Annotated in this window: 18 protein-coding genes; 11 read left to right on the forward strand and 7 right to left on the reverse strand. The window is 71.3% G+C overall.

Going from position 1 to position 24,466, the window contains the following annotated elements; translation table 11 throughout:
• Positions 1-45 precede the first annotated feature (45 nt).
• The 4 genes from ACZ4M5_RS25010 to ACZ4M5_RS25025 all read left to right on the forward strand — a co-directional run bounded on the left by ACZ4M5_RS25010 (position 46) and on the right by ACZ4M5_RS25025 (position 4,891).
• Positions 46-2,061 carry a TerD family protein gene (locus ACZ4M5_RS25010; RefSeq protein WP_467740056.1) on the forward strand — a complete coding sequence of 672 codons (2,016 nt, stop codon included), beginning with the start codon at positions 46-48 and terminating at the stop codon, positions 2,059-2,061.
• Positions 2,062-2,283: 222 nt separating this feature from the next.
• Complete coding sequence (locus ACZ4M5_RS25015; RefSeq protein ID WP_467740057.1) at positions 2,284-3,285, forward strand: TerC/Alx family metal homeostasis membrane protein; 1,002 nt, start codon at positions 2,284-2,286, stop codon at positions 3,283-3,285.
• A 133-nt stretch (positions 3,286-3,418) separates the two neighbouring features.
• Entirely contained in the window at positions 3,419-3,718 is a 300-nt protein-coding gene (locus ACZ4M5_RS25020) for a hypothetical protein (protein ID WP_467740058.1), read from the forward strand.
• Between the two features lie 72 nt (positions 3,719-3,790).
• A complete protein-coding gene (locus ACZ4M5_RS25025; protein ID WP_467740059.1) occupies positions 3,791-4,891 on the forward strand; it encodes a calcium:cation antiporter in 1,101 nt (366 codons plus the stop codon).
• A 48-nt stretch (positions 4,892-4,939) separates the two neighbouring features.
• On the opposite strand, the gene ACZ4M5_RS25030 is transcribed toward ACZ4M5_RS25025, so the two are convergent.
• The gene (locus ACZ4M5_RS25030; RefSeq protein WP_467740060.1) at positions 4,940-6,004 is read right to left on the reverse strand and encodes a S66 family peptidase; all 1,065 of its coding nucleotides are present in this window, start codon (positions 6,002-6,004) and stop codon (positions 4,940-4,942) included.
• Between the two features lie 102 nt (positions 6,005-6,106).
• Between ACZ4M5_RS25030 and aroQ the strand changes: the two genes are divergently transcribed.
• Entirely contained in the window at positions 6,107-6,580 is a 474-nt protein-coding gene (gene aroQ, locus ACZ4M5_RS25035; protein ID WP_467740061.1) for a type II 3-dehydroquinate dehydratase, read from the forward strand.
• Positions 6,581-6,693: 113 nt separating this feature from the next.
• Here aroQ and ACZ4M5_RS25040 read toward each other — a convergent pair whose 3' ends face one another.
• Complete coding sequence (locus tag ACZ4M5_RS25040; protein ID WP_467740062.1) at positions 6,694-7,350, reverse strand: MBL fold metallo-hydrolase; 657 nt, start codon at positions 7,348-7,350, stop codon at positions 6,694-6,696.
• 35 nt (positions 7,351-7,385) lie between these two features.
• The gene (locus tag ACZ4M5_RS25045; protein WP_467740063.1) at positions 7,386-8,093 is read right to left on the reverse strand and encodes a maleylpyruvate isomerase family mycothiol-dependent enzyme; all 708 of its coding nucleotides are present in this window, start codon (positions 8,091-8,093) and stop codon (positions 7,386-7,388) included.
• Between the two features lie 221 nt (positions 8,094-8,314).
• Between ACZ4M5_RS25045 and uvrA the strand changes: the two genes are divergently transcribed.
• Positions 8,315-11,350, forward strand: a complete 3,036-nt coding sequence (gene uvrA, locus ACZ4M5_RS25050) for an excinuclease ABC subunit UvrA (protein ID WP_467740064.1) — start codon at positions 8,315-8,317, stop codon at positions 11,348-11,350.
• 195 nt (positions 11,351-11,545) lie between these two features.
• Here uvrA and ACZ4M5_RS25055 read toward each other — a convergent pair whose 3' ends face one another.
• The 4 genes from ACZ4M5_RS25055 to ACZ4M5_RS25070 all read right to left on the reverse strand — a co-directional run bounded on the left by ACZ4M5_RS25055 (position 11,546) and on the right by ACZ4M5_RS25070 (position 15,663).
• A complete protein-coding gene (locus tag ACZ4M5_RS25055; RefSeq protein WP_467740065.1) occupies positions 11,546-12,454 on the reverse strand; it encodes a carbohydrate kinase family protein in 909 nt (302 codons plus the stop codon).
• Positions 12,455-12,598: 144 nt separating this feature from the next.
• The gene (locus ACZ4M5_RS25060) at positions 12,599-13,702 is read right to left on the reverse strand and encodes a LacI family DNA-binding transcriptional regulator (RefSeq protein ID WP_467740066.1); all 1,104 of its coding nucleotides are present in this window, start codon (positions 13,700-13,702) and stop codon (positions 12,599-12,601) included.
• A gap of 469 nt (positions 13,703-14,171) precedes the next feature.
• On the reverse strand, positions 14,172-15,119 hold the full coding sequence (locus ACZ4M5_RS25065) for a hypothetical protein (RefSeq protein ID WP_467740067.1): 948 nt from the start codon (positions 15,117-15,119) through the stop codon (positions 14,172-14,174).
• Between the two features lie 382 nt (positions 15,120-15,501).
• On the reverse strand, positions 15,502-15,663 hold the full coding sequence (locus tag ACZ4M5_RS25070; protein WP_467740068.1) for a hypothetical protein: 162 nt from the start codon (positions 15,661-15,663) through the stop codon (positions 15,502-15,504).
• 251 nt (positions 15,664-15,914) lie between these two features.
• Between ACZ4M5_RS25070 and uvrC the strand changes: the two genes are divergently transcribed.
• The 5 genes from uvrC (at position 15,915) to ACZ4M5_RS25095 (ending at position 24,399) form a co-directional block, all read left to right on the forward strand.
• A complete protein-coding gene (gene uvrC / locus ACZ4M5_RS25075) occupies positions 15,915-18,284 on the forward strand; it encodes an excinuclease ABC subunit UvrC (protein WP_467740069.1) in 2,370 nt (789 codons plus the stop codon).
• On the forward strand, positions 18,281-19,240 hold the full coding sequence (rapZ, locus tag ACZ4M5_RS25080) for an RNase adapter RapZ (protein ID WP_467740070.1): 960 nt from the start codon (positions 18,281-18,283) through the stop codon (positions 19,238-19,240). Before uvrC ends, rapZ begins: the two co-directional genes overlap by 4 nt.
• Positions 19,237-20,316 carry a gluconeogenesis factor YvcK family protein gene (locus ACZ4M5_RS25085; RefSeq protein WP_467740071.1) on the forward strand — a complete coding sequence of 360 codons (1,080 nt, stop codon included), beginning with the start codon at positions 19,237-19,239 and terminating at the stop codon, positions 20,314-20,316. The genes rapZ and ACZ4M5_RS25085 overlap by 4 nt, the downstream gene beginning before the upstream one ends.
• On the forward strand, positions 20,307-21,296 hold the full coding sequence (gene whiA, locus ACZ4M5_RS25090) for a DNA-binding protein WhiA (protein ID WP_467740072.1): 990 nt from the start codon (positions 20,307-20,309) through the stop codon (positions 21,294-21,296). Before ACZ4M5_RS25085 ends, whiA begins: the two co-directional genes overlap by 10 nt.
• 151 nt (positions 21,297-21,447) lie before the next feature.
• The gene (locus ACZ4M5_RS25095; protein WP_467740073.1) at positions 21,448-24,399 is read left to right on the forward strand and encodes a M14 family metallopeptidase; all 2,952 of its coding nucleotides are present in this window, start codon (positions 21,448-21,450) and stop codon (positions 24,397-24,399) included.
• Positions 24,400-24,466: the final 67 nt, after the last annotated feature.

Genomic DNA, 24,466 nt, shown 5'->3' on the forward strand with positions numbered 1-24,466 from the left:
CGGGCAGCACCCGACACCACACAACGACACAGGGGGACGAAGGCGATGACGGCCGAGCTGGTGCGGGGGCAGAACCACCCGCTCTCCCAGGCCCGTCTCGAGATCCGGATCTCGGCCGGCACGCCGATCGTGGCCGCGGCCGCGCTCAGCGACGAGAACGGCCGGATCCACGGCGTGGAGTGGGTCGCCCACCCGGGCGCACCCACCCAGCCGGGTCTCGAGGTCTCCCGGCAGGCCGCCGCGGCGCATCGCCTCGCGGTGGACCTGGACGCCGTACCGGAGGCCGTGCACCGGGTCGGCGTACTGCTCGCCCTGCCCACGGGCGGGGCCGGCCCGACCCGTTTCGGGGCCGTCGCCGCCCCCTTCACCGCCGTCACCGGCCTCGACGGCACCGAGATCGCCAGCTTCACCCTCACCGGCCTGGACACCGAGTCGGCCGTCGTCGCCCTGGAGCTCTACCGCAGGCAGGGCGCCTGGAAGGTGCGCGCGGTCGGCCAGGGCTACGCCGGCGGCCTCGCCGAACTCCTCACCGACCAGGGCCTGCCCCAGGCCCGGCAGCTCGCGGCCGACATCAACGAGGCGGTCGCCCAGGGACTGGCCCGTTCGGTGCAGGCACCGCCCCCGCGCACCGCGGACGGCGACCGCTCGCGCCAGACCGCGGCCCCCGCCCTCGGCCCCGACCACGGAGGCACCGCACCCCAGCCCGGCCCGGTCCCCCCGAGGTCCCCGTACGACGGTCAGCTGCCCGGCGCGCCGGGGGAGCCCGCACCGCAGCACCCGTACGCGGGGAGCACACCCGACCCGAGTTCGGTGACCCAGCCGTCCGCGCCCCCGGCCGGTGGCCCCATCGACTACAGCCACCCGGGCCGGCAGAACGCCGCACCGCCGCCGCCCCCGCCGGCCGCGCCCCCGGCCCCACCCGGGCAGCCCGCCCGTCCCGTCGCGGGCGACGCCACCGGCTGGTCCCTGGACGAGCGGCTCTACAACCAGGTCTGGGGCATGTTCGAGGACCTGGCCCGCACCACCGCCGCCTACCGCAGCGCCGTCGACTTCGCCGAGTCCCGCATGGACAAGGAGCTCGAGCAGGTCCTGTCGGACCCGCGCAACCGGATCGGCGGGCAGGGCGACGCTGCCCGCGAGACGGCCAGGGCCCGCCACGCCCAGCTCGTCGACCAGGCCAGGGAGGCCCTCGACCGGGACCTCGCCCAGCTCAAGGCCGAGGCCGACGTCGTCGAGCCGGCCCTGCCCGCCGCGTACGCCCGCTGGGACAACCCTGTCTGGCACGCCTACCGGGTGCCGATGGAGATCCCGATGGCCCTGCGCCTGGGCGACCTGCACCTCCCCGAGGCGGAGGAGATCCGCATCCCCATGCTGGTCCGGCTGCCGCTGGAGCGTGGGCTGTGGATCGACAGCGGACGGGTGCCGTCCGCCGACGGGTCCCTCACGGACACGCACGCGATGGGGCGTCTGGCCATGGAGACGGCCGTCGCGCACGCCGCCCGGCTGCTCGCCGTCTACCCGGCCGGCGAGTTCACCGTCCATGTCGTCGATCCGGCCGGCGCCGGCGCGCAGGCCCTGGCCCCGCTGGTGCAGACCGGTGTGCTGGCGGGCCCGCCGGCGGTGGGTGCCGCCGGGGTGGCGGACGTGCTGGGCCGGCTCACCCAGCGGGTCGACCTGGTGCAGATGGCCGTGCGCGGCGGTGCCGCCGACGCCCTTCCGCCCGGGTTCGACACCGCGCAGCAGCTGCTGATCGTCAACGACTTCCCGCACGGCTTCGACGACCGTGCCGTGAACCAGCTGCGCTACCTCGCCGACGAGGGGCCCGCCTTCGGCGTCCACCTGATGATGGTGGCCGACCGCGAGGAGTCCTCGGCCTACGGACCTCTGCTCGATCCGCTGTGGCGTTCGCTGCTGCGACTGACGCCCGTGGCGGACGATCACCTCGCCGACCCCTGGGTCGGCCATGCCTGGACGTACGAGCCGTCGCTCGTGCCACCCGGCAGTCAGGTGCTCCAGCAGGTGCTCAGCCAGGTCGCGGCGGCCCGCGCCAAGCATTGGTAAAGACCTCTGACCTGCGGTCTTGGCCGTTCTTTTGCCAAGCGCTTTACTCGTTCTTGGTGATTGGGTAGTGTTGGCGGCACGGAGGGGAGTACTCCCTGTCTGCTGCGGCGTACCCGTCAATACGGATCAGGCCAGATCCCGGGGCGTCGGCCCAATTCTGGGTGGAAGAGACCTCCGGCAGCGACGACGCTGACATTTGCCGTTACGACTGCCGGAGGCGCAGTGGATGTTTCCGTGACCCTATGGGTCCTGACGATCGTGGGCCTCGCCGCCCTCATCGCGGTCGACTTCTTCATCGGCCGCAAGCCGCACGACGTGTCGATCAAGGAAGCCGGAATCTGGACGGCCGTCTGGATCGTCCTGGCCGCCCTGTTCGGACTGGGTCTGCTCCTGTTCGCGGGTGGACAGCCGGCCGGTGAGTTCTTCGCCGGCTTCATCACGGAGAAGTCGCTGAGTGTCGACAACCTCTTCGTGTTCGTCCTGATCATGGCGAAGTTCGCGGTGCCCACGCAGTACCAGCAGCGCGTGCTGCTGATCGGTGTGCTCATCGCCCTGGTCCTGCGTGCGATCTTCATCGCCGCCGGTGCGGCGATCCTCGCCAGCTTCTCGTGGGTGTTCTACATCTTCGGCGCCTTCCTCATCTGGACCGCCTGGAAGCTCATCCAGGAGGCCCGGGCCGACGAGGAGGACGAGGAGTTCGAGGAGAACAAGCTGCTCAAGGCGGCCGAGCGCCGCTTCGGTGTGGCGGACCGATACCACGGCACCAAGCTGTGGATCGAGGAGAACGGCAAGCGGGTCATGACCCCGATGCTGGTCGTGATGCTCGCGATCGGCACCACCGACGTCCTGTTCGCCCTCGACTCCATCCCCGCGATCTTCGGTCTGACGCAGGACCCGTACATCGTCTTCACGGCCAACGCGTTCGCCCTGATGGGTCTGCGCCAGCTGTACTTCCTCATCGGCGGCCTGCTGAAGAAGCTGGTCCACCTGAGCTACGGGCTGTCGATCATCCTGGGCTTCATCGGCGTGAAGCTGGTGCTGCACGCCCTGCACGAGTCCGGGGTGCACGTCCCCGAGATCAGCATTCCGGTCTCGCTCGGCGTGATCTGCTCCGTCCTGATCGTCACCACGATCACCAGCCTGCGCGCCTCCAAGAAGCAGGCGGCGGCCGAGGCGGCGCAGGACAAGGGCGGCGACGCCACGAAGGACAGCGTCGACGTCTGATCGCGCCCGGCGTGCAGCGCAACCACAGCCGCCGGGAGCGGAATGCGGCGAATTGCCGACCTCCGCTCCCGGTGCTTGCTTGGTCACAGACGCGTTCCCCGGCCCGGGGACGCGGTGGCCGGCTGGAGACACCATGAAGTTCGTACAGATCATCGACTTCGAGACCGAGCGCCTGGAGGAGATGCAGCGGGAGGTTCAGGAAGGGCAGCGCAACGCCGGCCGCTCCGGCGGCCCGACCCGCAGCGTGCTGCTCAAGGACCGGGACAAGCCCCACCGCTACCTGGCGCTGATCGAGTTCGATTCGTTCGAGGAGGCCATGCGCAACAGTGACGACCCGGAGACGAGCGCCATGGCGGAACGGCTCGACGCACTCAGCATCGGCGAACGGAGGTACACCAACTGCGATGTGGTGGACGAGCATGACCTCACCTAGCCCGGCCGCACGCATCCACGACCCCGGCATGACCGGAGTGCGGGGCCCCCTCGCCTCTGGGACGATCACCGCATGACCGCTCGGCGCAGGCCGCTCGCAGCGCAGTGGACGACCTTGGTGCCGCTGCTCGCTGCCGTGCTGCTGGTCCTCACCTGGGGGCGTGATCTGCCGGCGGCGGCCGTCGCCCTGGTGACCCTCGTCCTGGCGGGTGCCGTCCTGGCGGCGGTCCACCACGCCGAGGTGGTGGCCCACCGGGTGGGGGAACCGTTCGGCTCGCTCGTCCTCGCCGTGGCCGTCACGATCATCGAGGTCGCGCTCATCGTCACGCTGATGATCGACGGCGGCGACAAGAGCGCGACCCTGGCACGGGACACCGTCTTCGCGGCCGTGATGATCACCTGCAACGGCATCGTCGGACTGTGTCTGCTCGTCGCCTCCCTGCGGCACGGCACGGCCGTCTTCAACCCCGAGGGCACCGGCGCCGCGCTGGCGACCGTCGCGACGCTGGCCACACTCAGCCTGGTGCTGCCCACGTTCACCACCAGCAAGCCGGGACCGGAGTTCTCCACCGTCCAGCTGACCTTCGCGGCCCTGTCCTCACTGGTCCTCTACGGCCTGTTCGTCGCGACCCAGACCGTACGGCACCGGGACTACTTCCTGCCGATCACCCGGCACGGCGAGGTCATCACCGCGGAGGAGCACGCCGAGGCGCCCACCGCCCGCACCGCGATGATCAGCCTCGGGCTGCTGGGTCTCGCCCTCATCGGTGTGGTCGGCCTGGCCAAGGGGGTCTCGCCCACCATCGAGTCGGGAGTGGAGGCCGCCGGGCTGCACCACGCCGTCGTCGGTGTGATCATCGCACTGCTCGTGCTGCTCCCGGAGACCATCGCCGCCCTGCGCTCCGCCCGCCGCGACCGCGTGCAGACCAGCATGAATCTCGCCCTGGGCTCGGCCATGGCCAGCATCGGCCTCACCATCCCCGCGGTCGCCCTCGCCTCCCTGTGGCTCTCCGGCCCGCTGGTGCTCGGCCTCGGAGCCACGCACATGGTGCTGCTCGCCCTCACCGTGGTGGTGGCCTCGCTGACGGTCGTGCCGGGGCGGGCCACCCCGCTGCAGGGCGGAGTGCACCTGGTGCTGTTCGCGGCGTACCTGGAGCTCGCGATCAACCCGTAGGCGCGCACGCCCCCCCGTACGCGCACGCCCCCCTACCGGCCGGGCCGCTCAGTACGTGACCGTGATGCGCCGGGCCGGGCCGTCCACGCGTACGGTGCCGCCGTACGGGATCACCAGCTGCGGGTCGGTGTGCCCGAAGTCCACGTCGAGGACGACCGTGGCGTCGGGGGCGTAGGCGCGCATCGCGCGCAGCACCGCCTCGCGCTGGTCGGCGGCGTATTGGGCCGCCTCGTCCGGACCGGTGGGACGGTCGAGGGACCAGGTCTTCGGGCGGCCCATCAGCAGGGCGTCGAACCGGCCGAGCAGCCCCCGCTCGCCCATGCTCCGCATCGTCCGGTAGACCTCCGCGGCACTCGGCATGTCCTCCGAGGTCTCCAGGATCAGCACCCCGCCGTCGTACGCGGAGAGATCGTGGTCCACCTCACGGTCGGCCATGAGCAGCCAGGCGACGATCTCCAGACAGCCTCCCCAGGTGCGGCCCTCGACGATCCGGCCGGCGTTCACCCAGGCCCAGCCGCTTCCCGGCCGGGTCTCGGGTTCCGCCGCGAAGGTCGCCGGGTCGGCCCAGTCCCGGTCGATGTCCCGCCACCGCTCGGCGGGCCGGAGTTCGTACGGTCCCCGGGTGAACAGGGCTGCACGCAGGGACTCGGCGGTCTGCGGATGCATGGCCCCGGGGCGGCCCAGCTCCACCATCACGCTCGCGCCGTGATAGCCGACGATGCCGCAGGTGTGCAGGAAGGCGAGCAGATTGGTGTTGTCGCTCATCCCGAAGAACGGCTTCGGGTTCGCCCGGATCACCTCCCGGTCCAGGTACGGCAGCACGGTGATCTGGTCGTCACCCCCGATCGACGCCATGACCGCCTTGACGGACGGGTCGGCGAAGGCGGCGTGGATGTCGTCGGCCCGCTGCCGGGGCGTGGCATTCATCGTCCTGGTCGCCGGATACTCGACCGGTTCCAGGCCGTACCCCTCACGCAGCCGCTCCAGCCCGAGCTCGTAGGGGAGCGGGAAGAGGGCCGGCAGGCCGGAGGAGGGGGAGATCACGGCGATCCGGTCACCCGGGGACGGCTTGGGCGGGTACGTCGGGGTGATCGGGCTCGTCATGCTCGTCATGCCCGGAGGCTACGGCCGGACGGGCCGTCGGCGCACCGTGATAAACCGGCGGTGAGCAGCGGTCCGCAATGGGCCGCCCACCCCGTCCGGACCGGAGGAACCGTGCCCCGCACCCTGGCCAACGCCCCGATCATGATCCTCAACGGCCCCAACCTCAACCTGCTCGGCCAGCGGCAGCCGGAGATCTACGGCTCCGACACCCTCGCCGACGTCGAGGCCCGGTGCGTCAAGGCAGCGGCCGCGCACGGCGGCACGGTCGACTTCCGGCAGTCCAACCACGAGGGGGTGCTGGTCGACTGGATCCACGAGGCGCGGCTGCACCACTGCGGCATCGTGATCAACCCCGGCGCCTACTCGCACACCTCGGTCGCCCTCCTGGACGCCCTGAACACCTGCGACGGCATGCCGGTGCTGGAGGTCCACATCTCCAACATCCACCAGCGCGAGTCGTTCCGGCACCACTCCTACGTGTCGCTGCGCGCCGACGGGGTCATCGCCGGCTGCGGGGTGCAGGGGTACGTGTTCGGAGTCGAGCGGGTGGCCGCGCTGGCCGGCATGGGTAAGGCCGACGCGTAGGTGCGACGCCGGTGCGTGCGAGCGATGCGCACGGGACGCGTGCCCGGCTCACTGCCCAACGCCTGCGCCCCGCGCGCTCCTTCACGCCCTACGCGCGCACCCCGGCCCCTGCCTCACCACCCGCGTGCGCGCCACTCGGGAAGCTGCGGACGCTCGGCGCCCAGGCTGGTGTCGTGGCCGTGTCCCGGGTAGATCCAGGTCTCGTCCGGCAGGACGTCGAAGATCTTCGTCTCGACATCGTGGAGCAGGCTGGCGAACGCCTCCGGATCCTGGTGGGTGTTGCCCACACCACCGGGGAAGAGGCAGTCCCCCGTGAACACATGGGGATGCCCGTGCGGATCGTCGTAGACGAGGGCGATCGAGCCGGGCGTGTGCCCGACCAGGTGGCGCGCGGTGAGTTCCACGCGCCCCACCCGGACGGTGTCGCCGTCGTCGACGAGCACATCGGTGCGTACGGGAATGCCCTCGGCGTCGTCCCGGCCCGCGTACGTGCGGGCCCCGGTCGCCCCCACGACCTCGGCGAGCGCCTGCCAGTGGTCGCCGTGCCGGTGGGTCGTCACGACCGAGGCGATGCCGTCGCTCCCGATCATGCCGAGCAGGGCGGACGCGTCGTTCGCGGCGTCGATCAGCAACTGCTCGTCCGTGGCCCGACAGCGCAGCAGATAGGCGTTGTTGTTCATCGGGCCGACCGCGATCTTGGTGATCATCAGGTCCTTGAGCTCGTGCACGTCGGCAGGCCCGCCGACCGTCACCTGTCCGCTGTACGTCATGCCCGTCAGCCTATAGCGGGGGAGCGGCCCGGGTCCTAGAGCGGCGGGAGTGCCGGAAGCGGACCGCCGTCCACGGTCAGTGCCGCTCCGGTGCGGCGGCCGGCGAGCCACCCCACGAGATCGGCCGGGGAACCCGTGACGGTCACCGCGGCACGGCCGTCCTCCGCGGCACCGCCGTCGGCGGCGCGACCGGTGTTCCACGCGCGCGTGCCGTCCGTGACGCGGGTCGGCGGCACGTCGGGGTGGCCGCTGAACCGTGCGGTGAGGAACTCGATCTCCCGTTCGGTGAACTCGGCAGGCAGGTCCTCCAGCTCGTACCCGATGCCCAGGTCGACGTGGTGCAGCTCCACCTCCACCCAGCGCCGGAACGGCACCCGCGACGCGGAGTCCGTGACGCCGTTGCGCAGCTCCACCGTGCGCGACCAGTCCGCGGGGGCGTCCCCGGCGTCCTGGAAGCGGGCCGCGCTCTCGCGCAGGTCGGCGAGCTGGGTGTCGAGGGCGCGTGGGGCGTCCCGCTCGATGTCGTGGTTGCGGGCCTCGGCGGAGACGTACATGGGGCGCCCCTGGAGGACGTTCACGAGGGCGTCCGCGTTGCGGGCCAGGTGGGCCAGGACGTGGCCGCGGCTCCAGCCGGGCAGCCGTGACGGCTGCGTCACAGCCGCGTTGTCCAGTTTGCCGACTGCGGTCAGCAGCCGTTCCGTCGCGTCACGTACAGACGCCAGGTCATGAGCGTGATCAATCATGGTGCTGACCCTAGCTCCGCCACTCGTTCGGGTGAAGGTGGTGAAGGAGTGCCGTTATTCGAAAGCACGTGCTATATGGTCGGACGTGGCGTCGGGCATGCTGGAGAGCCGGGGATTGTTGACACCCGTGAATCCTTCCGGCGTTGTCAGTGGCTCCCCCTAGTCTGGGAAAGACGGGGGCCCCGCCCCTGTCACTTCTCTCAAGAAAGGTGCGGACCGGCGTGGCCGACCGTCTCATCGTCCGTGGAGCGCGCGAGCACAACCTGAAGAACGTCTCGCTCGACCTCCCGCGCGACTCGCTCATCGTCTTCACGGGCCTGTCGGGGTCGGGCAAGTCCTCGCTGGCCTTCGACACGATCTTCGCCGAGGGGCAGCGGCGTTACGTCGAGTCGCTCTCCTCCTACGCCCGGCAGTTCCTCGGCCAGATGGACAAGCCGGACGTCGACTTCATCGAGGGCCTCTCCCCGGCCGTCTCCATCGACCAGAAGTCGACCTCGCGCAACCCGCGCTCCACGGTCGGCACCATCACCGAGGTCTACGACTACCTGCGGCTGCTCTTCGCCCGCATCGGCAAGCCGCACTGTCCCGAGTGCGGCCGCCCCATCTCCCGCCAGTCGCCGCAGGCCATCGTCGACCGTGTCCTGGAACTGCCCGAGGGCAGCCGCTTCCAGGTGCTGTCGCCGCTGGTGCGCGAGCGCAAGGGCGAGTTCGTCGACCTCTTCGCTGACCTGCAGACCAAGGGCTACTCCCGCGCGCGCGTGGACGGCGAGACGGTGCAGCTGTCGAACCCGCCCACGCTGAAGAAGCAGGAGAAGCACACCATCGAGGTGGTCGTCGACCGCCTCACGGTCAAGGACGGCGCCAAGCGCCGCCTCACCGACTCCGTCGAGACGGCCCTGGGCCTGTCCGGCGGCATGGTCGTGTTGGACTTCGTCGACCTCCCCGAGGACGACCCCGAGCGCGAGCGCATGTTCTCGGAGCACCTGTACTGCCCGTACGACGACCTGTCCTTCGAGGAACTGGAGCCCCGCTCCTTCTCCTTCAACTCGCCCTTCGGCGCCTGCCCGGAGTGCACCGGCATCGGCACGCGCATGGAGGTCGACCCGGAGCTGATCGTCCCGGACCCGGACAAAAGCCTCGACGAGGGCGCCATCCACCCCTGGTCCCACGGTCACACCAAGGACTACTTCGCCCGTCTGATCGGCGCCCTCGCCGACGCGCTGGGCTTCCGCACGGACATCCCCTTCGGCGGTCTGCCGCAGCGTGCCAAGAAGGCCCTGCTGTACGGCCACAAGACCCAGGTCGAGGTGCGCTACCGCAACCGCTACGGGCGCGAGCGCCGCTACACCACGGCCTTCGAAGGTGCCGTCCCCTTCGTCAAGCGCCGGCACAGCGAGGCCGAGAGCGACTCCAGCCGCGAGCGCTTCGAGGGCTACATGCGCGAGGTGCCCTGCCCCACCTGCGCGGGCACGCGACTGAAGCCGATCGTCCTCGCGGTCACGATCATGGGCAAGTCCATCGCCGAGGTCTCCGCCATGTCGATCAGCGACTGCGCGGACTTCCTGGGCGAGCTGAAGCTCACCGCCCGCGACAAGAAGATCGCCGAGCGCGTCCTGAAGGAGGTCAACGAGCGGCTGCGCTTCCTGGTCGACGTCGGCCTGGACTACCTCTCCCTCAACCGCGCGGCCGGCACCCTCTCCGGCGGCGAGGCCCAGCGCATCCGCCTGGCCACCCAGATCGGCTCCGGCCTCGTCGGCGTGCTGTACGTCCTCGACGAGCCGTCCATCGGTCTGCACCAGCGCGACAACCACCGGCTCATCGAGACCCTGGTCCGGCTGCGCGACATGGGCAACACGCTCATCGTCGTCGAGCACGACGAGGACACCATCAAGGTCGCCGACTGGGTCGTCGACATCGGCCCCGGCGCCGGTGAGCACGGCGGCAAGGTCGTGCACAGCGGATCCCTGAAGGAGCTGCTGGCCAACGACGAATCGCAGACCGGCCAGTACCTGTCCGGCAAGAAGGCCATCCCGCTGCCCGAGATCCGCCGTCCGCTGGACCCCTCCCGGCAGCTCACGGTGCACGGCGCCAGGGAGAACAACCTCCAGGACATCGACGTGTCCTTCCCGCTGGGCGTGTTCACCGCCGTCACCGGCGTGTCCGGTTCGGGCAAGTCGACCCTGGTCAACGACATCCTGTACACGCACCTGGCCCGCGAGCTGAACGGCGCGAGGAACGTGCCCGGGCGGCACACGCGCGTGGAGGGCGACGACCTCGTCGACAAGGTCGTCCACGTCGACCAGTCGCCCATCGGCCGCACCCCGCGGTCCAACCCGGCGACGTACACCGGCGTCTTCGACCACATCCGCAAGCTGTTCGCCGAGACCACCGAGGCGAAGGTCCGCGGCTACATGCCCGGCCGCTTCTCCTTCAACGTCAAGGGCGGCCGCTGCGAGAACTGCGCGGGCGACGGCACCATCAAGATCGAGATGAACTTCCTCCCGGACGTCTACGTCCCGTGCGAGGTCTGCCACGGCGCCCGGTACAACCGGGAGACCCTGGAGGTCCACTACAAGGGCAAGTCCATCGCCGAGGTGCTGAACATGCCCATCGAGGAGGCGACCGACTTCTTCGAGGCCGTCCCCGCGATCGCCCGGCACCTCAACACGCTGAAGGACGTCGGCCTCGGCTACGTCCGCCTCGGCCAGGCCGCGACCACCCTGTCCGGCGGCGAGGCGCAGCGCGTGAAGCTCGCCAGCGAACTGCAGAAGCGCTCCACCGGCCGCACGGTCTACGTCCTGGACGAGCCGACCACCGGTCTGCACTTCGAGGACATCAGCAAGCTGCTGAAGGTCCTGTCCGGCTTGGTCGACAAGGGCAACACGGTCATCGTCATCGAGCACAACCTCGACGTGATCAAGACGGCCGACTGGATCGTCGACATGGGCCCCGAGGGCGGCGCGGGCGGCGGACTGGTCGTCGCCGAGGGCACGCCCGAGCAGGTCGCCGCCGTTCCGGCCAGCCACACCGGCAAGTTCCTGCGGGAGGTCCTCGGGGCCGACCGCGTCAGCGACGCGTCCTCGTCCTCGGTGAAGGCGCCGCGCCGCACGGCCAAGAAGACGGTCCCGGCGCAGTCCAGGGCCACTCGTACCGCCACCACCTCGGTCGGCGCCGCCAAGAAGTCCGCCGCCAAGAAGTCCGCGGCCAAGACCACGAAGGCAACCGCGAAGAAGACGACGCGGACGACCAAGGGCTGACCTCGGCGTCTGCGGACGCCGATCGCCTGCCCATGACGCGCCGTGCTCCACAGGGACCTCCCCGGGGCACGGCGCGTCATCGTTCGTCGGGCCGCCCACCAGGGGGCCGCGCACCAAGGGGCCTCCCACTAACCGGCCGGCCGACCGGACGCCCGACGGGCCCACCAAGGGTCCGGCCCTGTGGGACGACGCCCGTCAGTCCTCCAGCTCGCCGGCGTACGGCGGCTCCGCGCCGGCGCGTGAGCACGTGACCGCCGCGGCACGGGCCGCGAACCGCAGCAGCTCCGTCCAGCCGTCCACGCCCAGGCCGGCCACGCCCCGGTCGGTGAGGGCATCGCGGACGGCAAGTCCGTGCAGCAGCGCCGCGTTCACGGTGTCGCCCGCGCCGATCGTGTCGACGACCTCGACCCGCTCGCCCGGCACCGCGTACTCGCCGCCGTCGCGCGTGTACACGGTCAGACCGGCACCGCCCCGGGTGACCACAACGGCCGCCGGTCCGGAGGCCAGCCACTCCCGGGGGGTGCCGCCGAGCCACTCGGCGTCCTCCGCGGACAGCTTCAGCAGTGACACCGACGGCAGCCAGCTCTTGAACCGCGCCCGGTAGGCGTCCGGATCCGCGATCAGCCCCGGCCGGATGTTCGGATCGAGGGCCGTGAACACACCCTGCCCGGCCGCCGCACGCATCAGCTTCTCGTACGCGCTCGCCCCCGGCTCCAGCACGAGCGAGCACGTCCCGAACGAGACGGCACGGGTCCCGGGCGGCAGCGCGGTCGGTGCCGTGAACAGGCGGTCCGCCGTCCCCTCGACGTAGAACGAGTACGACGCGGAACCGTCCTCGCCGAGCGTCGCCACGGCCAGCGTCGTGGGCTCGCCACCGCGCTGCACCGACGTCACGTCCACCCCGGTCGCGCGCAGCCGGTCCAGCAGGGCCTCGCCGAAGGCGTCGTCCGACACCCGCGAGCAGAACGCGGTGGGGGAGCCCAGACGGCCGAGCGCCACGGCCGTGTTGAACGGGCCGCCGCCGAGCGCCGGCTGCAGCGCCGCAAGGGCGCCCGCGCCCCGCGGTACCAGGTCGATCAATGCCTCACCGGCGACGACGATCACGACGGGGTCCCTTCTCCGGACGGATGCGAGGACGAGTCCTCGGGCGGGTTCACGGGCAGGTTCTCGAACGGGTTCACGGGCGAGCTTTCGGGCGGGCTCACGGCGAGCTTTCGGGCGGGTTCACAGGCGAGCTTTCGCATGGGTTCACGAGCGGGTCTCGATCTCGGACGGATCGCCGGTCGGCTTCTCGGGTCGGTTGTGCGGCCCGCTCGTGGACGCGGTCTCCGAGGGGTCGGGGCAACCGCAGGACGTGCGGTGGACGAAGGTGCAGGGGAGCCGCACGGTCCGGGCGGGCCGGTCCGGCTCGCCCAGGCGCTCCAGCAGCACGCGGACGGCCCGGGCACCGATCTCCTTGCTGGGCTGGGCCACGGCAGTGAGGCGCGGCGAGAACAGGTCAGCCCAGACGAAGTCGTCGAAGCAGCACAGGGCCATGCCGTCCGGTACCGACACGCCGCTGGCGCGCAGGGCGCGCAGAGTGCCGATGGTCATGGCGTTGTTGCCGGTCACCAGTGCGGTGGGGGGCGCGCCGAGGGAGAGCAGGTCGGCGGTCGCCCGCTCGGCGCCGGCCGATGCGGAGTCGCCGTGCACCAGGAGCCGCTCGTCGTAGGAGAGCCCTGCGAAGGCGAGACCGCTGCGGTAGCCCATGATCCGCTCGCTCGTGGTGCTGAGCCCCGGCAACCCCGCCACCAGCCCGATCCGCCGATGCCCCAGCCCGGCGAGATGGGCGACCAGCCGGGACATCGGTTCGGCGTTGTCGGCGCAGACCTGGTCGAAGCGGGGGGCGCCCTCCACGTTCGGCGGGTCCACCAGCCGGTCGAGCAGCACGGCCGGCACGCCGTGCCGCGACAGGTAGGCCAGCAGCCTGCGCGGCTTTGCCGAGGGCGCGACGATCATGCCGTCCACCCGGCGTTCGTGGAGCAACCGGACGACCTTGCGCTCGTGCTCCGGGTCGTCGTGCGGATCGGCGATGAGCAGGCTGTAGCCGGCCTCCAGAGCCGCCGCCTCGACGCCCTGCAGGATCTCCGTGAAGTACGGGTTGCTGATCGCCGACACGGCCAGGCCGATGGACCGGGTTCGAGCCGTCACCAGGGAACGAGCCAGCGTGTTCGTCGTGTAGCCCAGCTCCTCCACGGCGTCCAGCACCGCCTGGCGGGTGTGCGGGAGCACCGGCCGCGTGTCGTTCAGGACGTGTGAGACGGTCGCCACGGAGACTCCGGCGCTCCGCGCGACGTCGGCCATGGTGGCCATGCCGCTCCCTTCTCTCTGATCGGGCTCAGGCGGGGAAGGTATCGCATTGCGGGGTGCGCGTAAACGCTTACGTAAGCGTTTACGCGCACCAATTTGTGGGTCTGCCGATGCACGTTTGCGGGCGTGGGCATGTGCGTGCGTGCGTGCGGGTTCGGGTGAGCGAGCGGGTGAGGTGCGGGTGCGGGTGCGCTGGTGGGAGCGTTCGCGTAAGCGCCTACGCGAGCGTTTACGGCGTTTACGCAGAGGCGTTCGCCGGCGCCCCGCCCGCGTCAACGATTGCGCAAACGCCCCGCGTCAACGATTGGGCAAACGCCCCGCGTCAACGGTTGTGTAAGCGCCCCGCGTTGACGGTTGCGCAAGCGCTTACGCGAGCGTGTGGGCTTGCGCATGAGTGAGACCGTTCGTGCGTTCGCGTAAGCGCCTGCGCAAGCGTTTACGCCTCACGCCCCGGACGCAGCAGCCCTACCCCCTACTCCCAATCCCACCCGATCCCCAGGAACCCGACTCTCACCCGGGGCTCGACCAGGTGGACAGAGCGGTGGTGTCCGCTGATCCGCAGTTCCTGGCACCCGCTGCGCGGTGCCGCCGCCGAGTGCTGGGTGAAGCGGTGGCAGCGCTCCGGGAGGGCGGCGGCGTCGAAGGAGACCTGAAGCGCGTACTGGCCGCCGGGTGAATCGAAGCCGCGGACGTACTCGCGTGACGCGCCGGCCGTCCCGTCCTCCACGCCGTAGCGGAAGAGGAACGTGTCCCCGGAGCGCAGCCGGGTGTCGAACAGCAGCTCGGCCGCCAGGACGCCCGTGTCGCTGTGCCGGCGCACGCGCCCGAGGCGGCAGTTCTCCAGGGCGTGCACCCGTATGCGCTCCGGATCGGCGCCCCGGTCGCCGTGGTGGACGGCGACGAAGCGGTCGACGCCGTCGCGGTGGGCGCGCACGATGTGGTGCGATTCGCGTTCGGCCAGCTCGCGCCGGGCGCCGATGCGCAGACGCTCGTGGTGGGCGAGGGTGTGCAGCCCCGTGTCCGCCGGGCTGCCCAGCTCGGCGAGCAGTTGGTCGAGGACCCCCGAGGCCTCGACGAGGGAGCGGTAGGAGCGGGAGGCGGACCGCTGCCCGGCCGGCCCGTCGCCGGGTTCGGCCAGCAGCCGGATCAGCGACTCCTCGGGCAGGTCCAGGATCTCCTCCAGGGCCCGCACGGCCCGCAGGGACTCCGGGCGCTGCGGGCGGCGCGCGCCCTGCTGCCAGTAACTGAGGCTGGTGACGCCCACTTTCACGCCGTGGCGGGACAGATGGTGCTGCACGCGTTGCAGCGGCAGCCCCCGGGCGGCGATCGCTGCACGCAGGGCGACGTGGAAGGGCCCGCCCCGCAGGACCGCGTCCAGTTCTGTGGGAGCGACGTCGGCGAGCTGTGTGGCGTGCGGCATGCAGGGGCCTCTCTGTGAGTCGGCAACGGCTGGTCAGACCGTTCGCACGGTGCTCCCGGGGTGCCCCGTCGGGATGGACAGAGGTTCTTCACATCCGTACGCCGACGTTCAGGCCCCGAGTTCCCCCGCATTGAAGCGTGTTGACCTGGTCCCGACAACACCTGATGCCGGACAGTGACGCACTCCCGGCCGTAGCGTTCCGGACAGTGACGCACTCCCGGCCGCAGTGTTCCGGACAGTGACGTACTCAGGCCGGTACGGGGCGGGACGGGTCGGGATGGGCGAGGCGGGCCAGGACGGTCCGGGACATACGAACGCCCGGGGCGTGCGCCCCGGGCGTTCAAGGTGAAGCAAGGTGAAGGAGTGCTTCCAGGTCGTGCCTCTAGGTGCGTCCGTTCCTGGTGCGCTCCTCGAGGGCCAGCCTCTTCGCCCGCACTATGTCGGGGTCACGGGGGTCCAGCACGTCGCTCAGGGCGAACGGCTCGTCCGCGTACCGGCGGGCACGGGTCGTGCGCCGGTTCTTCTCGATCCGCATCCGCTTCATCCGCGCAGCCCTCCGACCCGTGGCCCGTACCTCCCCGCGTGGGAGCGGCCGGTCCGCCTGACAACCTGTGTCTGCACCGACACGCCTCCGCCCGCCCGGACGTCGCCGTGCCCCGTGGGAAGCCTGCATTCCCGCTCCCGGGCCCCGGTAATCCCGGGGCGGGACATGCCGTTGGAAACTGCCAGCTCACCGGAGCCCGGGCAGGACCCGCCGCCCGCCGCGCTGTCGGTCCTCGCCAGTAGGGTGTGAGCATGGCCGACCCCTCCAGCTACCGCCCCAAACCGGGCGAGATCCCCGACTCGCCGGGGGTCTACAGGTTCCGCGACGAGCACCGCCGGGTGATCTACGTCGGAAAGGCGAAAAGCCTGCGCCAGCGCCTGGCGAACTACTTCCAGGACCTGGCGGGACTGCACCCGCGCACCCGCTCCATGGTCACCACGGCGGCGTCCGTGGAGTGGACGGTGGTGTCCACGGAGGTCGAGGCGCTCCAGCTGGAGTACTCGTGGATCAAGGAGTTCGATCCCCGGTTCAACGTCAAGTACCGCGACGACAAGAGCTACCCGTACCTCGCGGTGACGATGAACGAGGAGTACCCGCGCGTGCAGGTGATGCGCGGTCACAAGAAGAAGGGCGTGCGCTACTTCGGGCCGTACGCGCACGCGTGGGCGATCCGCGACACGGTCGACCTGCTGCTGCGCGTCTTCCCCGTGCGCACGTGCTCGGCGGGCGTCTTCAAGAACGCCGCCCGCACCGGCCGCCCCTGCCTCCTCGGTTACATCGGCAAGTGCTCCGCGCCCTGCGTGGACCGTGTCTCCCCCGAGGAGCACCGCGAACTGGCCGACGAGTTCTGCGACTTCATGACGGGCCGGACGACCACGTACATCCGCCGTCTGGAGCGGCAGATGGGCGAGGCGGCCGAGGAGATGGAGTACGAGCGGGCGGCCCGCCTGCGCGACGACATCGAGGCCCTGCGGAAGGCCATGGAGAAGAACGCGGTCGTGCTCGCCGACGCGACCGACGCCGATCTGATCGCGGTCGCCGAGGACGAGCTGGAGGCGGCCGTGCAGATCTTCCACGTGCGTGGCGGGCGCGTACGGGGCCAGCGTGGCTGGGTCACCGACAAGGTGGAGGAGATCACCACCGGCGCCCTGGTCGAGCACGCGCTGCAGCAGCTCTACGGCGAGGAGACCGGCGACGCCGTGCCGAAGGAGGTCCTGGTCCCCGCCCTGCCCGACCCGGTCGAGCCGGTCCAGGAGTGGCTGGCCGGGCGGCGTGGATCGAACGTGTCCCTGCGCATCCCGCAGCGCGGTGACAAGAAGGCCCTGATGGAGACCGTGCAGCGCAACGCCCAGCAGGCGCTGGTGCTGCACAAGACCAAGCGTGCCTCCGACCTGACCACGCGCTCGCGCGCCCTGGAGGAGATCGCCGACGCGCTCGACCTGGACGGCGCCCCGCTGCGGATCGAGTGCTACGACATCTCGCACCTCCAGGGCGACGACGTGGTGGCCTCCATGGTCGTCTTCGAGGACGGGCTCGCCCGCAAGAGCGAGTACCGGCGCTTCCAGATCAAGGGCTTCGCCGGGCAGGACGACGTCCGCTCCATGCACGAGGTGATCACCCGCCGCTTCCGCCGCTATCTGGCGGAGAAGGAGAAGACGGGCGAGTGGACGGACGGAGCCGACGCCGGAGCGGGTGACACGCCGCTCACCAGTACGGACGCCCTCGTGGGTACGGAGCCCCCGGCCGGCCAGGACGCCCTCACCAGCACGGAGCCCACTGCCGGTCATGACCCCGTCACCGGCACAGAGCCCCCGGCAGGTCGGGACGCCTCCACCGGCTCGGAGCCCTCGGCAAGCCACGCCCCCCTCACCAGCACCGAGCCCTCGGCGAACCAGACCCCCCTCACCGGCACAGGCACCCCGGCCCCGGGCGCCCTCGCTCAAGCCCCCGACAGCCCCGGCACCCCCGACGACACCGCGCCGGACGTGCTCACCGCCTCCGGCGCCCCGGTCGGCCCCGGGGGCCTCACCGAGGAGGACGGCCGCCCCAGGAAGTTCGCCTACCCGCCCCAGCTGGTCGTCGTCGACGGCGGCGCCCCGCAGGTCGCCGCCGCCCGGCGGGCCCTGGACGAGCTGGGCATCGACGACATCGCGGTGTGCGGGCTGGCCAAGCGCCTGGAGGAGGTCTGGGTCCCCGGTGACGACGACCCGGTCGTGCTGCCCCGGACCAGCGAGGGCCTCTACCTGCTCCAGCGGGTCCGGGACGAGGCCCACCGGTTCGCCATCACCTACCAGCGCGCCAAGCGCTCCAAGCGCTTCCGTTCCAGCCCCCTGGACGACGTCCCCGGCCTGGGCGACATGCGCAAGCAGGCACTCCTGAAGCACTTCGGCTCGTTGAAGAAGCTGCGGACCGCCACGATCGACCAGATCTGCGAGGTCCCCGGCATAGGCCGCAAGACGGCCGAGACGATCGCCGTCGCCCTGGCCCGCTCGGCCCCGGCCGCACCCGCCGTCAACACGGCGACTGGAGAGATCATGGAAGAGGAACCGGGCACGATGGGTTCCGGTGGGGAGCCCGTGGCAGCGGGCGCCCCGGACGAACGACGGGGGCAGGAGACATGAAGGTGAACGAGCACCACGGGCCGGACGAGCAAGCCGGAGACGGAGCACAGGTGAGTACGGGCAAGCCCAACGACAAGGCGCAGGTCCCCGAGGCGGCCATCCCCGAGCTGGTGATCATCTCCGGCATGTCCGGGGCGGGCCGTTCGACGGCCGCGAAGTGTCTGGAGGACCTCGGCTGGTTCGTCGTCGACAACCTGCCGCCCGCGCTGATCCCCACCATGGTGGAGCTCGGCGCCCGCTCCCAGGGCAACGTGGCCCGCATCGCCGTCGTCGTCGACGTGCGCGGCCGCCGCTTCTTCGACAACCTCCGCGAGTCCCTCGCCGACCTGGAGGCCAAGCACGTCACGCGCCGGATCGTCTTCCTGGAGTCCTCGGACGAGGCCCTGGTGCGGCGCTTCGAGTCGGTGCGCCGCCCGCACCCGCTGCAGGGCGACGGCCGCATCGTCGACGGCATCGCCGCCGAGCGCGAACTGCTGCGCGAGCTGCGCGGCGACGCCGACCTGGTGATCGACACCTCCAGCCTGAACGTGCACGAGCTGCGCGCCAAGATGGACGCCCAGTTCGCCGGCGAGGAGGAGCCGGAGCTGCGGGCCACGGTGATGTCGTTCGGCTACAAGTACGGCCTGCCCGTCGACGCCGACCTCGTCGTCGACTGCCGGTTCCTGCCGAACCCGCACTGGGTCCCCGAGCTGCGCCCCTACACGGGCCTCAACGAGGAGGTCTCGGGCTACGTCTTCAACCAGCCCGGGGCCAAGGAGTTCCTCGACCGCTACACGGAGCTGCTCCAGCTCGTCGCGACCGGTTACCGCCGCGAGGGCAAGCGCTACGTGACCATCGCCGTGGGCTGCACGGGCGGCAAGCACCGCTCGGTCGCCATGTCGGAGAAGCTGGCCGCCCGGCTCGCCGCCGAGGGCGTGGAGACGGTGGTCGTACACCGGGACATGGGACGCGAATGACACCACGTACACCGCGGCTGGGCCGGCTGCGCCGGGTGGTGCCCGAGGGCGGCACCGGGCAACGGGGCGGCCGGCCCGCCGAGGCCCGGGGCGGCCGGCCGCGCCGCCGCGGCGCCCAGCCCAAGGTCGTCGCGCTCGGCGGCGGCATGGGCCTGTCCGCCTCGCTCGCCGCACTGCGCCGGATCACCGGCGACCTCACCGCCGTCGTCACCGTCGCCGACGACGGCGGCTCCAGCGGGCGGCTGCGCGACGAGCTTGGCGTGCTGCCGCCCGGCGACCTGCGCAAGGCGCTGGCCGCGCTGTGCGGGGACGACGACTGGGGCCAGACCTGGGCCCGCGTCATCCAGCACCGCTTCCAGTCCAAGGGCGACCTGCACGAGCACGCCGTCGGCAACCTGCTGATCGTCGCGCTGTGGGAGCAGCTCGGCGACCACGTCCAGGCCCTCGACCTGGTGGGACGCCTGCTGGGCGCCCAGGGCCGGGTGCTGCCCATGTCGGCCGTGCCGCTGGAGCTCGAGGCCCTGGTCAGGGGCCACGACCCGGCGCGTCCCGACGAGGTCGACACGGTCCGCGGCCAGGCGACCGTGGCCCTCACCCCGGGCGAGGTGCAGTCCGTGCACCTGGTGCCCTGCGACCCGCCGGCCGTCCCCGAGGCGGTCGAGGCCGTCCTGGACGCCGACTGGGTGGTGCTCGGCCCCGGCTCCTGGTTCTCCTCGGTCATTCCACACCTCCTGGTGCCCGAGCTGCTGGACGCGCTCTCGCAGACCAAGGCCCGCCGGGTACTCTCGCTGAACCTCGCCCCGCAGCCCGGAGAAACCGAGGGCTTCTCCCCGCAGCGTCATTTGGAGGTTTTGGGACGACACGCCCCTAAACTCGCCCTGGACGTGGTGCTGGCCGACGAGGCCGCCGTGCCCGACCGTGACTCCCTGACCGACGCCGCCAAGCGCTTCGGGGCCGCGGTCGAGCTGGCGCCGGTGGCCAGGCCCGACGGGACCCCGAGGCACGACCCGGAGCTGTTGGCCGCCGCGTACGACCGTATTTTTCGGATGCATGGAAGGATCGGCCCATGGCGATGACGGCAGCGGTGAAGGACGAGATCAGCCGGCTCCCCGTCACCCGGACCTGCTGCAGAAAGGCGGAGGTCTCCGCCATCCTGCGGTTCGCCGGCGGCCTCCACCTGGTGAGCGGCCGCATCGTGATCGAGGCGGAACTGGACACCGCGATGGCGGCCCGCCGCCTCAAGCGGGACGTCCTGGAGATCTTCGGCCACAGCTCCGAACTGATCGTGATGGCACCGGGCGGTCTGCGCCGCGGCTCGCGGTACGTGGTGCGCGTGGTCGCCGGCGGTGATCAGCTCGCCCGCCAGACCGGTCTGGTCGACGGGCGGGGCCGCCCGATCCGCGGCTTGCCCCCGCAGGTGGTCTCGGGGGCCACCTGCGACGCCGAGGCCGCCTGGCGCGGCGCGTTCCTCGCGCACGGCTCGCTCACCGAGCCCGGCCGTTCCTCCTCCCTGGAGGTGACCTGCCCGGGCCCCGAGGCCGCGCTCGCCCTGGTGGGCGCCGCCCGGCGCCTCCAGATCCCCGCGAAAGCCCGCGAGGTGCGCGGCGTGGACCGGGTCGTCGTCCGTGACGGTGACGCGATCGGCGCCCTGCTGACCCGTCTGGGCGCCCACGAGTCGGTGCTGGCCTGGGAGGAGCGCCGGATGCGCCGCGAGGTGCGCGCCACGGCCAACCGGCTCGCCAACTTCGACGACGCCAACCTCCGCCGCTCGGCCCGTGCGGCCGTCGCCGCCGGCGCCCGCGTGCAGCGCGCCCTGGAGATCCTCGGTGAGGACGTGCCCGAGCACCTCGCCGCGGCCGGCCGGCTGCGCATGGAGCACAAGCAGGCCTCCCTGGAGGAGCTGGGTGCCCTCGCCGACCCGCCGCTGACCAAGGACGCGGTCGCCGGCCGGATCCGCCGCCTGCTGGCGATGGCCGACAAGCGCGCCTCCGACCTCGGCATCCCGGGTACCGAGGCGAACCTCAGCGACGAGCTGGCCGACAACCTCGTCGGCTGATCTCACGCACCGTCACCCCACCGGTGCCGACGCCCACTTGGGTGGTCGGCACCGGTGTTTTCGCGTGTCCGAGGCCCCCTTGACTCGATCATGGTCTGTCATGAGCCTGGCATCTGTTCGCTGCTGTGGCGGACCCACGCTAGGGGGGTTCATGAGACGAAGAGCGAGATCGATCCTCGCTGTCGGCGCGCTCCTGTTCGGCGGAGCGAGCATCGCACCCATCGCCCAGGCACAACCCGGGAGTCCGGCCCCGTCCGACCCGGACGAGGTCAAGGTCTTCCGCGCCGACGTCACACAGAAGCAGGTACCCCTGCTGCTGGCGGCCGGCCAGGACGGCCACGAACTCAGTGAGCGGGTGCCCGGGAAGGGCACTGCCACCGTCGAGGTCTACCTGACGGACCAGCAGGCGCGGAAGCTGGAGAAGCAGGGCGTCGACCTCACCGAGCACGACCTCACGGCCAAGGCCGAGAAGCGCGTCGACGCCGCCGCCGAGCGCGTGTTCCGGCCGTACAGCGGCGAAGGCGGGCTGCGCGAGGAGCTGCTGCGCACCGCCCAGGAGAACCCGGACCTCACCAAGGTCGTCTCCATCGGCAAGACCGTCAAGGGCCAGGACATCCTCGCGCTGAAGCTGACCAAGGGCGCCAAGAGGACGAAGGACGGCTCCAAGCCGGCCGTCCTCTACATGTCCAACCAGCACGCGCGTGAGTGGATCACGCCGGAGATGACCCGGCGCCTGATGCACCACTACCTCGACAACTACAAGAAGGACCGGCGGATCAAGAAGATCGTCGACTCCACCGAGGTGTGGTTCCTGCTGTCGGCCAACCCCGACGGCTACGACTTCACCTTCGCCGACCCCGCCAACCGCCAGTGGCGCAAGAACCTGCGGGACGTCAACGGGGACGGCACCATCACCACCGGCGACGGCGTCGACCTCAACCGCAACTTCGCCTACAAGTGGGGCTACGACGACGAGGGCTCGTCCCCGAACCCCACCAGCCAGACCTACCGGGGCGCCGGGCCGAACTCCGAGCCGGAGACCAAGGCCCTCGACGCCTTCGAGAAGCGGATCGGCTTCACGTACGGCATCAACTACCACTCCGCCGCCGAACTCCTCCTCTACGGGGTCGGCTGGCAGGTCGCCACGCACACCCCGGACGACGTGCTGTACAAGGCGCTCGCCGGCACGCCCGAGAACTCCGCCGTCCCCGGCTACCACCCGCAGCTCTCCTCCGAGCTGTACACCACCAACGGCGAGGCGGACGGCCACGCGGCGAACGTCAACGGCATGGCGATGTTCACGCCCGAGATGTCGACCTGCCAGAGCGCCTCGGACCTCGACCCGAACGACGAGTGGAAGGCGTCCGACTGCCAGTCGGTGTTCACCTTCCCGGACGACGAGAAGCTGATCCAGCAGGAGTTCGCCAAGAACGTCCCGTTCGCGCTCTCCGTCGCCGAGACCGCCGCGCACCCCGACCGGCCGTCCTCCTCCGTCGGGCTGAAGGCCGCCGACTTCACCCCGGCCGCGTTCGGCACGTCCTATTCCGGCGGCGCCGACCAGGAAGTGTCCGTCGTCGTCCGCAAGGCCGTGCGCGACAAGGAGCTCAAGTACCGCGTCAACGGTGGCCGCACCCACGACATGGCGCTGCGGCCCTGGAAGGGCGGCGAGACCTACGGCGGTGAGGACAACCTCTACTTCGACGAGTACCGCGCGAAGGTCAAGGACGGCGAACCGGGCGACGAGGTCGAGGTCTGGTTCACCGGTGAGGCGAAGAACGGCAAGAAGGTCTCCAGCGACCACTTCACCTACACCGTCGCCGAGCGGCCCCGTGCCGGCACCCTCGTCGTCGCCGAGGAGGGCGCGACCGCGACCCAGGCGCAGAAGTACCTCGACGCGCTCAAGGCCAACGGCCGCAAGGCGCTCGTCTGGGACGTGGCGCGGCAGGGCGCGCCGGACGCGCTCGGCGTGCTGAGCCACTTCGACACCGTCGTCCACTACACCGGCGCGAGCACCCCGGGCGTGGCCACCCAGCTGCAGTTGCGGGCCTTCCTCAACGAGGGCGGCCGGCTGATCGAGGCGGGCGAGCAGGCCGGCGGCAGCGTCGACCTCGGTGGCGCCCTGTCGAACGACTTCAGCCAGTACTACCTGGGGGCCTACACCCGCACCTCCACCCCCGGGGCCACCGGCTTCACCGGCTCCGGTGAACTGGGCGGCGTCACGACCCCGCTCGGCGCGGCTCCCGGGAACCCGCTCGACAAGGCGGGCACCTACAGCGTCACCTCCGACGAACTGCCCGTCGCGCAGTACCCGCAGTTCGCGAGCAGGGGTGCCGGCCAGTTCGCCGGGACCGTCAATCCGTACGGTCCCTACGCGGGCAGCGGGATGGCCGCCGCCGTCCACACCGACGACGCCTACAAGCGCCTCACCCGCACCGTCGACCTCAGCGGTACCACCGCCGCGGAGCAGCCGACCCTGCGCACCCAGCTGCTGTGGGACACCGAGGGCGGCTACGACCACGTCGTCGTGGAGGCGCACACCACCGGTGCCGACGACTGGACGACCCTGCCCGAGAAGGGCGGCGCGACCAGGAGCACGGTGCCGACCGAGTGCGAGGGCGGGTTCTACATCAACGAGCACCCCTGGCTGAAGCACTACCTGACCCAGGGCGCCGACGGCTGCACCGCCACCGGCACCACCGGTGCCTGGCACAGCCTGACCGGCTCGTCCGGCGGCTGGCAGCAGGTGGAGTTCGACCTGAGCGCCTACGCGGGCAGGACGGTCGAGCTGTCGATCGCCTACGTCACCGACCCGGGCACCGGCGGGCGCGGCGTGCTCGCCGACAACGCCTCGCTCGTCGTCGGCGGCGCGGCGAAGGACACCGAGGGCTTCGAGACCTCGCTCGGGGCCTGGAAGGTCGCCGGACCGCCCGAGGGCAGCCCGGCCGTCCTCAAGGACTGGGCGCGCACCGGCGCCCTGTTCCAGACGTACGGCGCCGTCACCACGGACGACACCGTGCTGCTGGGCTTCGGCCTGGAGCACGTCACCGCGGCTGCCGACCGGGCGGCGCTGATGAGGAAGGCGCTGGCCTCCCTGGACGTGTGACACCCCGGTCGACGGGGACCCGTACCGTGGGCGGGATCGGCTGATCCCCCTTCGGCGGTGGGCGGTC

The organism is Streptomyces sp. NPDC026246, assembly GCF_055567995.1.